Source organism: Arthrobacter sp. Soil761, assembly GCF_001428325.1.
In the GTDB taxonomy this organism is placed as follows: Bacteria; Actinomycetota; Actinomycetes; order Actinomycetales; family Micrococcaceae; genus Arthrobacter.
This window is the reverse complement of sequence record NZ_LMSF01000023.1, coordinates 356828-370220: the sequence shown is the minus strand read 5'-3', so window position 1 is coordinate 370220 and position 13393 is coordinate 356828. Positions and strand designations below refer to the sequence as shown.

At 67.1% G+C, this 13393-nt stretch carries 11 protein-coding genes, 1 pseudogene and 1 riboswitch; of the genes and pseudogenes, 4 read left to right on the top strand and 8 right to left on the bottom strand.

What is annotated here, in order from left to right; all coding sequences use genetic code 11:
• Position 1: 1 nt before the first annotated feature.
• Complete coding sequence (locus ASG79_RS13835; protein WP_056391918.1) at positions 2-1228, top strand: glutamate--cysteine ligase; 1227 nt, start codon at positions 2-4, stop codon at positions 1226-1228.
• A gap of 136 nt (positions 1229-1364) precedes the next feature.
• On the opposite strand, the gene ASG79_RS13830 is transcribed toward ASG79_RS13835, so the two are convergent.
• Genes ASG79_RS13830 through ASG79_RS13820 form a run of 3 tightly spaced genes read right to left on the bottom strand, consistent with a single transcriptional unit; the run spans position 1365 to position 3256 of the window.
• Positions 1365-2573, bottom strand: a complete 1209-nt coding sequence (locus ASG79_RS13830; RefSeq protein WP_056391915.1) for an O-succinylhomoserine sulfhydrylase — start codon at positions 2571-2573, stop codon at positions 1365-1367.
• Positions 2574-2984 carry a rhodanese-like domain-containing protein gene (locus ASG79_RS13825; protein WP_018769987.1) on the bottom strand — a complete coding sequence of 137 codons (411 nt, stop codon included), beginning with the start codon at positions 2982-2984 and terminating at the stop codon, positions 2574-2576.
• Positions 2981-3256, bottom strand: a complete 276-nt coding sequence (locus ASG79_RS13820) for a DUF1737 domain-containing protein (protein WP_018769988.1) — start codon at positions 3254-3256, stop codon at positions 2981-2983. Before ASG79_RS13820 ends, ASG79_RS13825 begins: the two co-directional genes overlap by 4 nt.
• 13 nt (positions 3257-3269) lie before the next feature.
• A riboswitch (SAM riboswitch) is annotated at positions 3270-3385 on the bottom strand.
• 225 nt (positions 3386-3610) lie between these two features.
• Between ASG79_RS13820 and opgC the strand changes: the two are divergent.
• A pseudogene (opgC, locus tag ASG79_RS13815) lies at positions 3611-6076 on the top strand (OpgC domain-containing protein).
• A 94-nt stretch (positions 6077-6170) separates the two neighbouring features.
• Here the strand turns inward: opgC and ASG79_RS13810 are convergent.
• Positions 6171-6425 carry a hypothetical protein gene (locus ASG79_RS13810; protein WP_018769990.1) on the bottom strand — a complete coding sequence of 85 codons (255 nt, stop codon included), beginning with the start codon at positions 6423-6425 and terminating at the stop codon, positions 6171-6173.
• A gap of 224 nt (positions 6426-6649) precedes the next feature.
• Here ASG79_RS13810 and ASG79_RS13805 point away from each other — a divergent pair, with 224 nt between their 5' ends.
• Entirely contained in the window at positions 6650-7354 is a 705-nt protein-coding gene (locus ASG79_RS13805) for a TetR/AcrR family transcriptional regulator C-terminal domain-containing protein (RefSeq protein WP_056391914.1), read from the top strand.
• 38 nt (positions 7355-7392) lie between these two features.
• Here the strand turns inward: ASG79_RS13805 and ASG79_RS13800 are convergent, their stop codons facing one another.
• Together ASG79_RS13800 and ASG79_RS13795 are read right to left on the bottom strand one after the other, a co-directional pair.
• Positions 7393-7857: a pyridoxamine 5'-phosphate oxidase family protein gene (locus tag ASG79_RS13800; RefSeq protein WP_018769992.1), complete on the bottom strand. Its 465-nt coding sequence runs from the start codon at positions 7855-7857 to the stop codon at positions 7393-7395.
• Between the two features lie 59 nt (positions 7858-7916).
• A complete protein-coding gene (locus ASG79_RS13795; protein ID WP_056391913.1) occupies positions 7917-8846 on the bottom strand; it encodes an aminodeoxychorismate lyase in 930 nt (309 codons plus the stop codon).
• Positions 8847-8940: 94 nt separating this feature from the next.
• On the opposite strand from ASG79_RS13795, the gene cls reads away from it, so the two are divergent.
• The gene (gene cls, locus ASG79_RS13790) at positions 8941-10416 is read left to right on the top strand and encodes a cardiolipin synthase (protein WP_414730914.1); all 1476 of its coding nucleotides are present in this window, start codon (positions 8941-8943) and stop codon (positions 10414-10416) included.
• 26 nt (positions 10417-10442) lie between these two features.
• On the opposite strand, the gene pabB is transcribed toward cls, so the two are convergent.
• On the bottom strand, positions 10443-12512 hold the full coding sequence (gene pabB / locus ASG79_RS13785) for an aminodeoxychorismate synthase component I (RefSeq protein ID WP_056391911.1): 2070 nt from the start codon (positions 12510-12512) through the stop codon (positions 10443-10445).
• 341 nt (positions 12513-12853) lie between these two features.
• Complete coding sequence (locus tag ASG79_RS13780; RefSeq protein ID WP_056391910.1) at positions 12854-13387, bottom strand: low molecular weight protein-tyrosine-phosphatase; 534 nt, start codon at positions 13385-13387, stop codon at positions 12854-12856.
• Positions 13388-13393 lie beyond the last annotated feature (6 nt).

Below are 13393 nucleotides of genomic sequence, written 5' to 3'. Positions count from 1 at the left end.
TATGCGTACTTTTGGCGTAGAGGAGGAACTCCTGATCGTTGATCCGGAGTCCGGGGAACCCCTTGCCCTGGCCGACGCCCTCCTGGCCGGCCACCGCGTTGCGGCTGACGATCTTCCCGTGGACCCGGAGGTCCACCACTCCGGAAAACAGGCGGATTACGACGACGAGATGGGCTTGAGTGCCGAGCTGAAGCTTGAGCAGATCGAGACCCAGACCCGTCCGTGCCTCGAATACGGGAGCCTGCTCGAACAGATCCGCGCGGGCCGCGCCCTGGCGGACCAGGCCGCCAGGAAGCATGGCGCCCGGGTGGCGGCCCTCGCCACCTCGCCCTTGGCCTCCACCACCCACACGACGCCCGACCCCCGGTACGCCAAAATGCTGGAGCGCTTCGGCCTCACCGCCCAGGAGCAGCTGACCTGCGGCTTCCATGTGCACACGTTCATCGAATCGCCCGAAGAGGGCGTGGCGGTCCTGGACCGGATCCGCGACAAGCTGGCAGTGCTGACGGCCCTGAGCGCCAATTCACCCTTCTGGAACGGCGTTCCAACCGGGTTTGAAAGCTACCGCACCCAGGCCTGGAACCGGTGGCCCACGGCGGGCCCGGCCGGTATTTACGGGACGTACCCTGCCTACCGGCGCGTGGTGACGCGGCTGCTGGAAAGCGGCGTCATGCTCGATGAGGGCATGCTGTACTTCGACGCCCGGCTGTCCCGCAACCACCCCACCGTCGAGGTTCGCGTGGCGGACGTCTGCCTTCGTGCCGAGGATGCAGCGCTCATTGCCGTGCTGGTCCGGGCGCTGGTGGAATCCGCCAGCAGGGAATGGCAGGCCGACGTGGATCCTGCGCCGGTTCCCACCGTCCTCCTCCGGATGGCCTCGTGGCAGGCCAGCAGCGCCGGGCTAAGCGGTGAACTCCTGGATTTTGGGAATTTCCGGCCCGCACCGGCCGCGGACGTGGTCCGGTCCCTGGTGGATTACCTGGCTCCCGTCCTGTCCGAACAGGGGGAGCTGGCACTGGCACGGCAGGGGGTGGAGGACATCATCGCCCGCGGAACAGGAGCCGCCGAACAGCGCCGCGCCCGGGACAAGGCGCTGGCGGGACCGCCCCCGGAGGACATGGGGTTCGGCGCCGTGGTGCGGCAGGCCGTCAACGTGACCATGCGGGATGCCCTGGATCTAGCTGACGTGGAGGGCACGCCCGAACTGCTGCGGGTCCGCCAGAGCTGACCTTCGATGCGCATATCCATTCCCGACGCGCAGATTCCTCCTCGCGGCCCATATTTGGTGCGCGCCAGGGAATCTGCGCATCGAGAGTGAGGAAGCGCGTCGCCCGGACCCAGAGGAGCTAGGGCTTCCCGCGCGGCTAGATCTGCTTGAGTGCCTGTTCCAGGTCGCGGAGGAGGTCCTCCGGGTCCTCGAGCCCTACCGAGAGCCGCACCACGCCGTCACTGAGCCCAATGGCGGCGCGCCCTTCCGGCCCCATGGCGCGGTGCGTGGTGGTGGCGGGGTGCGTGATCAGGGACTTCGAATCACCAAGGTTGTTGGAGATGTCGATGATGCGCAGCCCGTCCAGCAGTGCGAAGGCCGCTTCCTTGCCGGAGCGCCCGCCGGAGGGAGCCAGCTCAAGCGTGAGGACCGTACCGCCGGCGCTCATCTGCCGTGCCGCCAGGTCGTACTGCGGGTGGGACTTGAGCAGCGGGTACTTCACCCAGCTCACGGCGGGCTGTTCTTCCAGCCACTCTGCGAGCCGGAGCGCCGTGGCGGAGGAATGGTTCACGCGCAGGCTCATGGTCTCCAGGCCCTTGGTCAGGACCCAGGCGTTGAACGCCGAGAGTGCGGGCCCGGTGTGGCGCATGAGCTGTTTCACGGGGCCGTCGATGAACTCCTTGGTGCCCAGGATGGCGCCGCCCATGACCCTGCCCTGGCCGTCGATGTGCTTGGTGCCGGAGTAGACGATGACGTCGGCGCCCAGGTCACCGCAGCGCTGCAGCAGGGGAGTGGCGAAGACGTTGTCCGCCACCACCTTGGCGCCGGCGGCATGCGCAAGTTCGCTGACCGCGGCGATGTCCACGATCTCCTGCATCGGGTTGGACGGGGATTCGAAGAAGACGGCGGTGGTGGGCTTGGAGAGGGCCTCGCGCCACTGGTCCAGGTCCGGCCCGTCCACGAAGACGGTCTCCACGCCCCACCGGGGAAGGATCTCGTTCAAAATCACGAAGCACGAACCGAACAGCGACCGGGCGGCCACCACCCGGTCGCCGGCAGCCAGCAGGGCACCAAGCGCGGTGAACACCGCGGACATGCCCGACGCCGTCGCGAAGCAGGCTTCGGTGCCTTCCAGCAGCCGGAGCCGCTCCTGGAAGGTGGCCACGGACGGGTTGCCGTAGCGGGAGTAGACAAAGCGTTCGTCCTCGCCGGTGAAGGCGCGTTCAGCTGCTGCCGCGGATTCGTAGACGAAGCCGGAGTTCAGGAAAATGGCCTCGGACGTTTCCTGGAAGTTGGTGCGGTCCAGCCCGCCACGGACAGCCTGGGTGTCGGGGTTCCAGCCGGGGGCGTCTTGGTTGAAGGTCACTTAGTTCTTTCCGAGGTTGGTGGGAAGGCCGCGGTTTTTCCAGCCGTTGACGGTGCGTTCGCCATAGCGGTCCGGCTCGCCTTCAAAGCCCTCCAGCACGTTGTAGGAGGTGAAGCCGGCCCGGGTGGCCGCGATGGCTGCCGCGATGGACCGCTGGCCGGAGCGGCACAGGAACACCAGTTCGGTTGAACGGTCCTCGGGCGCCTGCTGGCTGAGGTCGTTGATGAAGTCGGGGTTGGGGATGCCGCCGGGGAAGGTCCACTGGATGAAGAGGGGGTCGTTGTCCGTGGCCTTGGTGTCCGGAATGCCGATGTGGGCCCATTCGCCCTCGGTGCGGACGTCCACCAGGATGGCGCCCTGTTCCAGCTTCTCCCATGCTTCCTGGGGCGTGAGGTCTCCCGCGTAGCTCATGCGTGGCCCTCGCCGTCGAACTCGCCTTCAAATTCGGCGTCCAGTTCATCCACTGCGGTGGCAACCGCGGCATCGGCCGAGGCGATTGCCGCCGGAAGGACCACTGCCTGCGCCACGATCACGCTGGTGCCGTTGAAGGTGGCTGCCGGGCTGCCGTGCAGCACATAGCCGTCGGCCAGGGCCGTGGAGATCCGCTCGCAGAATGAACGGTCATCCGGGCCGGTGATCAGGCGGTAGGACAATTTTTCGTCGGGGGCAGGTGCGTCAGACACGACGGATCTCCTTCTTTCACGCTTGCAGCTCGAATCGGTCGATATGCCGAGTATTCACCTGAGGCACCCCGCCGCGAAAGGGAGGGTTGCCGACCGGCCAGTCAGGGCTTCACACCGGTACTCATTACTCCCCAAAAACGTAACATCTGCCGCGCCAAGCCGCACCGCCGCCGTCGTCATGTTCCGTAATTGAGCAGCGCTGAAGGGAGGCGCGGGGTTGAAGGAAAGCGCGACGGCGGACATCGCCGCAGGTGGGCGGCCCGCCACGTGCCGCCCGGGGCCGCGGGGCCGATAAAGTTCTTACCGGGGCGCCGCCCCGTCGTCACAGCAATGAGCACCGGGGGTCCTGTCAGCATGCGGGCAAACACATCGCGCCACCAGGCCGCCATTTGCGGGACCCGCCGGCCGTCCATCGGTGCGTTCCTGGCCGCGGCCATCGTCAGCCTCCTTGCCCTGCTGGCGGCTGCGCCGGCGCATGCGGCGGACGCTGCGCCGGAGAAGGGAAAGCCCTGGCTGGGCGCGGTGCTCGAGTGGGGCGAGGACACCGCCGCAGGCTTCAGCGGCCGGCTTGGTGCCAGTCCGGCCGTCTTCGGCCACGACATCACCATCCCCTACCGCGATTCGGAACGGAACGACCTTGACGGCTTCCTTCAGCAGGCCGCGTCCCTAGGCGCCCACGCCCTGCTCACGGTGAAGCCGTCAGTGCCCCTGGGCCAGCTCGGCACCGCGGAAGCGGAAGCATTCGCAGCGCAGGTGCGCGACCTTACGTCCGGGTTCAAGGGGCAGCTGCTGATCCGGTTCGCCCCGGACATGAATGCAAGCTGGGTGGCCTGGGGCCAGCAGCCCGCCGCGTACCGGCAGGCCTTCAGGGCTGTGGCGGCAGCGTTCAAGAAGTACGACGGCGGCCGGGCCACCTTGGTGTGGGCGCCTTACCTGGGCAAGGACTACCCCTTTGACCGCAACCGGGATGCCCCGCAGCCCGGAACCGAAGGCTTTTCCCTCCTGGACACGAACGGCGACGGGGCCTGGAACTCAAGCGACAGCGCCTACGCCCCTTACTACCCGGGCGACGACGCAGTGGACTGGGCGGGGCTGGCCGCCTATCACGACGACACGGCCGGCGGCCCCGCCGTCAACTCCCAGCCGAGGGCCGGCGAGCTCCAGGACATGCTGACGGCCTCCGGCGGCGAAAACTTCTACGGCACCTATTCCGAGGGGCGCAACAAGCCGTTCCTCCTCCAGACCTCTGCTTTCTACAGCCCCGCGTCCGGCGGCGCGCAGGAGGCGGACATCAAGGCGGGCTGGTGGGACCAGGTGGTGGGAACTGCCACTTCCCCACCTTTTGCCGGGACGGCCGCCGTTGTCTGGGACGAGCGCACCAGCACCAGGGATACCGGCGTGGCGAGCATCAGCTGGCTGCTCACGGGACAGGCGGGCATCGCCAAAGCGGCCCTGGACAGGCTGAAGGCATCGCCAATGGTCACCGGGCCGGTCACCGACGTGGCATCCGGGAGCACCTACGTCCGGGCCAACACGCTCTCCGGGGCTGCCGCCTGGACTGTTGCCGCCGCCATGGCCATCCTCCTGGTGGCCCTGTGGCAGATACCCCGCCGGATCAACGCAGCCACGGCCTGGGGCTACCAGGATCCCTCCGCCAGGGACTCGCGCATCGATCTGCTGCGCGGGATGGCCATCGTCTTTGTGGTGGTGAACCACCTGGGCATGGCATCGCTGTTCCAGCTGCTCACCCAGGAGGCCGTGGGCTTCGTGTAGGGTGCGGAACTGTTCGTCCTGTTCTCCGGACTGGTGGTGGGCATGGTGTACGGACCCAAGGCCAGGGAGGACTTCGGGCAGGTGGTCGACCTCACGACCCGCCGCGCCGGCAAGCTCTACCTGACGGCGCTGGCCGTGCTGATCGGCGTCTTCCTTCTGTCCCTGCTCCCGTTCTTCCACACCGAGGCCCTGACCACGTTCGTGGACCAGGGGACCGGTGGCGCCGGGCACAACGGGGCCGGCCGGACCTACGACCTCTATGCGGGCATGTCATCGCTGTTCCAGTTCCCCGTGCCGCCCCAGGTGCTTCCGGCCATCGTGCTGCTGCAGTTCGGTCCCTGGCAGTTCAATGTCATGGGGCTCTATGTGGTGCTGTTGCTGGTCAGCCCGCTGATCCTCGCGGCGCTGAACCGCGGAAAGGCCATCTGGGTCGTGGCGGTGTCGGTTGCCGTGTATGCGGCAGGTGCCATGACCAGGTTCCGGATCCTGCCCTCGCAGTTTGAGGACTCCTTCCCGCTGCTGGTGTGGCAGGTGCTTTTCGTGCTTGGGCTGGTTGCGGGCTACCATCGGCGCAGCATCACAGCGTGGCTGTCGCGCCACACGTGGGTGGTGGTTGCCTGCACCACGGCAGCATTCGCTTTAGCCTTCCTGTCCTGGGGCAACCCCTACCTGGCCAACGCCTATGACGTCCGACTGGCGCTTCTGCCGGATGCGTCCTACCGGGCAATGTATGACGCCTTCTTCGGCCGGACATACCTGGCCCCGGGCCGGCTGCTCAACGTCCTGGTCCTTGTGGTGGCTGCGTACGCATTCCTCGGTGCTTACTGGAAACCGGTGGACCGGGCCCTGGGCTGGTTCCTGGTCCCGCTGGGCCGGGCCACGCTGTACGTCTTCATCATGCACGTGGTGCTGATCGCCGTCGTGGCCAACATCCCGGCCCTGCAGCAGCAAAGCATCCTCCTCAACACCGTGGCCTACGCCGTGGTCCTGGGGCTGCTCTGGGTGATGGTCCGCACCAGGTTCCTCTTCCGGATCATCCCTACCTAGCCGGGGGCATGAAAAATGCTGCGGCACGGGCATGCCACAGCATTTGATCATGTACCACCCGGCTGCCCGGTGGCCTCTTACGAATCCGGGGGTCTCAGACCAGGCCCGGGTAGCTGGTCATGATGTAGTCCGCAGCGGCAGGACCCTTCATGCGCAGCCCGTTGCGGCGCGGCGGGATCCGGTGCTTCATGGCTGCCCAGAAGGTGGACTCGGTGCCAGCCGGCTGCTGGTTGAGGAAGCACCAGCTGGTGTACAGGCCGTAGAGGCGGTCGCGGTCCATGCTGGAACCAGCGGCGTGGTCGGGGTAGGTGGCTTCGTGGAGAAAAGTATCGAACTGCGAATGTGCCATGATGGCTTCCCTTCGCTAAGTGCTCGGCGCCGCCGTTCGGCTACAGCAGCAAGATTTGATGCCCTGCACATGGCCATCGAATCTATAGGTTGGGTCCCGTGAAAAGCGTCCGGGGCCTCAGCGTCGTCAGCGCCTGTCTACGATGTAGACTTTACTCGTAGACTACAAGTAAGGCAACCGTCTCGATTAATCCGGGCCGCCACTTCCACCGCTAGGACAACACCATGAATCCCCCGCACGCTTCCGGCCGCACCCCCGCCAAGGCCAGGCTGAGCAGGGAGGTCGTGCTGGCCAAGGCCCTGGAACTGGTTGATGCCGAAGGACTGGATGCACTGACCATGCGCCGCCTGGGGCAGGAGCTTGGCCGGGACCCGATGAGCCTGTACCGCTACGCCGAGAACCGCGCGGCGCTGCTGGACGGGGTTTCTGAGCTGGTGCTCAACCAGCTTCCGATTCATCCGGAGGACCCGGATTGGAAAGCGCAGCTGCGGAGCATCGCCCACAACCTGCGGATGCTGGCGCTCAAGCATCCCAACGTTGTCCCCCTGCTGGTGACCCGGCCCCTCTCCACGCCGCTGGGCATGCGCCCGCTGGGCACGTTGCGGCCATTGGAGCAGATCCTGACCCTGCTGGTGGCGGCAGGATTCGAGCCGGCGGATGCGCTGCACGTCTACCGCGCCTACTACGGCTTCCTCTACGGGCACCTCCTGAACGAACTGCAGGAGTACGTGGTGGACCCGGAAGAGAACGAGGTGCTGCTGCGGCTGGGGCTCCACCGGCTGCCCGCGAAGGAATTCCCCCGGCTGCGTGCGCTGGCGCCGGCGTTGGCTGACTACGACGGCGCCAAGGAGCTTGACCAAGGGCTCACCATCCTGCTGTCCGGGCTGGAAGCCCAGCTTTCACGGCAGGCGGCAGGCTCCAGCGCCTGACGGAGCGGCCGTGTAAAGGCGTGGTCGTTGAGCGGCCGCTATTCGAATGACGCCCGGCGCCGGTCCTGGAGGCGGGTGTTCCAGACGTCCGGCCGGTTCACCTGGAACCTGCGTCCGGTCAGCGCCTTGGCGTTCAGCCTGACGTAGTTTGCCTTTTCGCCGGGCTGCCACGGCTCCAAGCCAAGGCTGTCCACCGCATCTTTGACGGCCTGGTCTTCGATGATCCCGGTATTGCCCCGCGCCACCACGCTCCAGGCCAGTTCGGTGGTGGGGTCGTAGCCGTCGATCTCCAGTGCGGCAGGGCGTTCCATTTTCGCGTCCCACAGTTTTGAGCCGGGTGCCGTGCGGAAGACGATGCTGCGCAGGTGGACAACGTAGTTCACGGGGAAGATTTCCGGATGTCCGTCCACCACGATGGCCAGCCTGCCCACCGTGTCGGTGTCAAGGAGTTCCCAGCAGTCGTCAAAGGACAGTTTTTCGATCGGCAGCTTGTGCGAGTCCATGGTGCACACCTTACGGGTGATGCCGGGGCGGGAAAAGGGCCGGCCCTGCCTGTTGCGGGCTAATGGATGCCGGCGAAAAGTCCGCTCAGTTCTGTGGTCAGTTCCTTTTGCACAGACGGGGTGCCGATCTCCCTGCCGTCAATCCGGTTCACGGGCGCCAGCAGGCGGACACTGGAGATCAGCCAGACCGCGTCTGCGTCCAGGAGGTCCTGTGGCACCAGCGGCCCGTAGCCCAGTTCCCAGCCCGCCGCCTTGGCGGCAGCAAAGAGAGCCCCCTGTGACGTTCCAGGCAGGATGCCGCTGTCCAGCTGTGGTGTGATGAGGCGCTTCACTGTTGTGCCGTCGTCGGACTTCTCCACATGCGCCAGCAGCACCGTGGAGGTGGGCCCTTCCAGGACCCGGCCATCGGAGGACGTGAAGATGACGTCGTCGGCGCCCTGTTTATGCGCGTGGCGCAGCGCTGCCATGTTGACGGCGTAGGAGAGCGTCTTGGCGCCCAGAAGCAGCCAGGGTGCCCGTTCGGCCACGTCACTGTCGTAGCCGCGGTCAAGGAGGATGACGTCGACACCCGTTTCCCGCTGGCGGCGGGCGGCAGCTCCGGCCGGTGAGGCCTGGACCCAGGCGGTGGGGGCGGGCGCGCCTTCCACGCCGCGGGTCACCACCAGTTTGACCACCAGTTCATCTGCCGCCGGGTCTGCCGGCGGGTTCTCCGAACGGTGCCGGGCAACGGCAGCGGCAATGGCGCGCCGCCACACATCCTGGTCCGGGATGTCCAGGTCCAGCGCCGCGGCGGATCCGGCAAGCCGGTCCAGGTGGGCCTGCATCTTCCGCACCGTTCCCCCAACCGCCAGCATGGTTTCGAACACGCCGTCACCGCGCGTGACGCCAAGGTCCGTGACCAGCAGCTGGGGCTGGGAGGCATCCGCCACCCTGCCGTCGGGGAAGGCGGGGTCAAGGAAAACGAGAACCACGGGGGCTGGAGAGCTCATGGCACCAGCTTAGTGCGGCACCGCGGATAAGCTGGGCAGAGCGCCCCGGCCGGAAACCGTTCCCCGGGGCCCAACCTCCCCGGGAGTTATTGACGTGTTGTGGCCTTTTTCGCTTGCCGGCACCGCGCCGACGTGGGTTGTGGTGCTCCTGGGCTTCGCCGACCTTGTCATCAGGGTCCTGGCACTGGGCATCATCCCCGGCAACAGGCGGCCCACCACGGCGATGGCCTGGCTCCTGGGCATCTTCTTTATCCCATTCGTGGGCATCGCGCTGTTCCTGCTGTTTGGAAACTTCCAGCTGTCCAGCCGCCGCCGCGCCCAGCAGGAGCAGGTCAACGACCGGGTGCGGGCCGGCATCACCGCCCTCTCGGACGTGGACAGCGACTACCCCGGCCCCGAGTGGGTCAAGTCCGCCGCCGAGCTCAACCGCACCCTGGGTTCGCTGCCCATGGTGGACAACAACTCCGTTGACCTCATCCCCGGCTACCCGGATTCCATCCTGGCCATGACCCACGCGGTGCGGAAGGCGAAGAAGTTCGTCAACGCCGAGTTCTACATCATGAGCTCCGACCACGTCACCAACGACCTGCTCACGGCCATGGAAGAGGCCGCCGCGCGGGGCGTGGAAGTGCGGCTCCTGTTCGACCACATCGGCACGCTGCGCATCAAGGGCTACCGGAAGCTGCTGAAGCGCCTGAGGGCCGGCAAGATCCAGTGGAAGCGGATGCTTCCCCTCCTGCCCATCCATGGCCAGTGGCGCCGGCCGGACCTGCGCAACCACCGCAAGATCATGGTGATCGACGGCGAAATCGCCTTCACGGGGTCGCAGAACCTGATCGAGCCGTCCTACAACAACCCGCGCCACCGCAAGGCCGGCCGCGAGTGGGTGGAGCTGATGGCGTGCCTGCGCGGGCCCATCGTGACCACCCTGAACGTCGTCTTCGCCACCGACTGGCTGAGCGAGACCGACGAATCCCTGGAACACCAGTTGCAGCTCCCCGCGAATCCGGAGCCCGGCCACGTCACGGCCCAGGTGGTGCCCAGCGGTCCCGGGTTCATCACGGAAAACAACCTCCGGCTCTTCAACACGCTCATCTACTCCGCGCAGCACCGGATCTCCATTTGCAGCCCCTATTTCGTTCCGGACGATTCACTGCTGTACGCCATCACCACGGCAGCGCAGCGCGGCGTCGACGTGGAGCTGTTCGTGTCCGAGAAGGGCGACCAGTTCCTGGTCCACCACGCCCAGCGCTCCTACTATGAGGCGCTCCTTGAGGCCGGCGTGCGGATCTACCTCTACAAGGCGCCGTTCGTGCTGCACGCCAAGCACTTCACCATCGACGACGAGGTGGCCGTCCTGGGTTCCAGCAACATGGACATGAGGTCCTTCTCGCTGAACCTCGAGGTCTCCGTGATGCTCCTGGGCGAGGACATCGTGAACAAGATGCGGGCGGTGGAGGACACCTACCGGGACATCTCCCATGAGCTGAAGCTGGCAGACTGGCTGAACCGGCCGCTCGCCGCGCGCTATGTGGACAACGTGGCACGGCTGACGGCCACGGTGCAGTAGGACGGCCGTGCCTCCCTAAACCCGGGTCAGTCTTCGGGAAACTCCGCCCCCAGGGTGGAGAGCACCCCGTAGGCCTTGGTGCGGATCTCCTCATATTCGTCGTCCGGGTCGGAGTCCGAGGTGATGGCACCGCCGACGCCGAGCGACAGTTCCGCGGTTCCGTCGCCAGCCGTGCTGACCACCAGGGTCCTGATGGCGACGGCGAGATCCGCCGCCGCGTTGAGCGAGAAGTAGCCGATGGCACCTGAATAGAGCCCCCGCGGCCCTGCCTCCAGGTTGTCAAGGATGGCCATGGTGCTGATCTTCGGAGCCCCCGTCATGGAGCCGGCCGGGAAGCAGGCCGCCACCGCCTCTGCCCGTGGTGCTCCGGACAGGAGGTGGGCGTCGATGGTGCTGACCATCTGGTGGACGGTGGCGTAGCTCTCGATGGCGCAAAGCCTGCTGACCGTAACGGAGCCAGGCATGGCAAAGTGGCTGAGGTCGTTGCGCAGCAGGTCCACGATCATGATGTTCTCGGCCCTGTCCTTGACGGAGGTGGCCAGGTCCGTCCGCAGGCGGCTGTCCTCCTGCGGGTCGGCAGCCCGGCGCCGGGTGCCCTTGATCGGTTCGGCGCGCATTCCGCCGTCGGACCCTATCTTCAGGAACCGCTCGGGCGAGGTGCTGGCCACGGCAACGTTTCCCAGCCGGAGGTAACTGGCGAACGGGGCCGGGTTCCTGCTGCGGAGCGACAGGTAGGTGGCCCATGGATCCAGCGAGCCGGCCGGGACAGTGGCTTCGAGGGTGGTGGTCAGGCACACTTCGTAGGTGTTTCCCTGGGCGATCTGATGCTGTGCGGCGGCAATCTTCTCCCGGTACCGTTCCCCGGTGTCCCGGCTGCGGAAAGTGGGTGGTGTGGTGGGACGCACGACGCCGGTGCTGCCGCCGGCTTCCTGCGTTGGGTCCGCGGCGGCTTCCACGGCTGCCCGCGCTTCCACCAGCCACCCGCCGGCGTCCGGTGCCTCCAGGGCCAGGAGCCAGGCCGTGCCTTCGGCGTGGTCCAGGACCACCGCCCGGCCCGCGAAGATCAGGGCTGCGTCCGGCGTGGGCGCGGAAAGATCGCTGCCGCCGGTTTCGCGTTTCAGCTCATACCCCAGGCAGCCCAGCCAGCCCAGGGTGAATTCGCCGGGGTAGCCCTCGGGGGCCCGCACCGCCCGGCGGCCCCAGACGGTGTCGAGCCAGCGGAAGAAGGGGCCGGGAACGTTGGCAGTGGACGAGCCGGCGCTGATCCGGCTCACACCGCCACGGTGCGTAACGCACTGGCCGAATGTGCCGCCGTCGTCCGCCATGATGCTGAACCGGCTGCGCTCTGCGGCAGTCCGCTGTACAGGATCCGTGCTGTCCGGTCCGCTGCCTGTGTTGGAGGAGTCCAGCCAGACGGCGTTGCCAGAGCCGCCATACAGTGAGTGGAACAGGGTGGGTGCGTCCGGGGCGGCTTCAATGCGCTCGGCGTGAAGGCGAAGGCCGCGGCGGGCTGACAACTCGGGGGCGAGGACCGGAGCCAGGGCGGGCAGGTAGGGGAGGAGTTGGAGGAGGTCCGCGGGGGCTGAGCCGTCGGCGAGGTTCCGGACGCGGAGGTCCGCGTGGCCGGGGACGTCGTCGCGGCCCAGCCACTCTTGCTCCTGGGCTGCCCACAGGTCCCAGTACGGTTCATATGTTGCGCCGTCGCGCTCCAGTGCCCGGGTCCGCCGGACGTCGTCCGGGGATTCCGCCCAGATCACCGCGCCCAGCATGGGGCGGGCGGCCTCGGCGGCGGCCCCCACTCCCTCAACGATGACGATCTCCGCAGGCAGCGTCACCCTGGCGTCGCCGTCGTAGTGGTTAGCCCAGTCCCAGCTGGTCCAGGAGGCCGCCTGCCCCCGGCTCAGCGGGGTGAGGACCGTGGAGACGTAGCGTTCAATGCCCGCCGCCAGTCCGTCCCAGCCCGGGTAGATGTCCTCAAGGTGGAACAGCGAGACCTTGTGGTGCGCCCGGAGCCGGGCCGCGAGCTCGACGGCGAGGGTGGTCTTGCCTGCGCCGGAGCGCCCGTCGATGGCGATGATGACGGGGGCTGGGCTCATGGACTAGAGCGTACCGTTTTCCGTTGCACCCTTTCACCCGCGGGGCAGTTGCTGCGCCGATGCGTGACGGCCGCTGCTCAGGTGGCCGCCCAGGAACCCGCTCACCAGCAGCAGGACAGCCGCTGCCCTCGCCAGGCGGCGTTGGCGCCGGCATGCACGATGCCTGCACGCTTCAGGGCGCGGTCCTTGTCGGGCCATGTCGCCCAGCCGGAGACTCTGCCTCTTCCAGTGTGGCGAGAAGCCGTGCGTACTTGCCGGATGTGCTGGGAAGGCCGTCCATGCAGCAAGAAAATACTCCTGGTGCCGCTGGATTGCACCGTCTTTTGAAGAGTTTTTGGTGCCTAGTGCGGCTGCAGCTGGGTGTTCCGAAGGACCGCGGACCTGATGTGCTGGACCAGGCCGGGCAGGGCTCCATGGATCTGGTGCCAGACGGCGTCGAAATCCGCGTGGCCGCCGTACCAGGGGTCCTCGATGCCCTGATCCAGGCGGTCCCGCTCCGCCATGGTGGGATCGAAGCTGCGGAGCATCCGGATCTTGTCCAGGGATTCCTGGTCCGGCGCCGCCTCGGTGAGCCACGCGTAGTGGTCGATGTCCAGGGCCAGGATCAGGTCGCGCTCGCGGAACCACCCGGGTTCCCACTCGCGGGCCACGTGGTGGTCCGAGGCCAGCTGGGTTGCGGCGAGCCGGCGGGCGGCGCGGGGATCAATGGGCCGGCCCGCCTCGTAACCGGTGGTGCCGGCGGAGTCCACCTCCACCAGGCCGTCAAGGCCCTCGCGTTCAAGCGCTGCCTTGAGCATGAGCTCGGCCATGGGGGACCGGCAGATATTGCCCGTGCAGACGGTGATGACGCGATATGCGCTCGACGCTGAGTTCATGCCCTA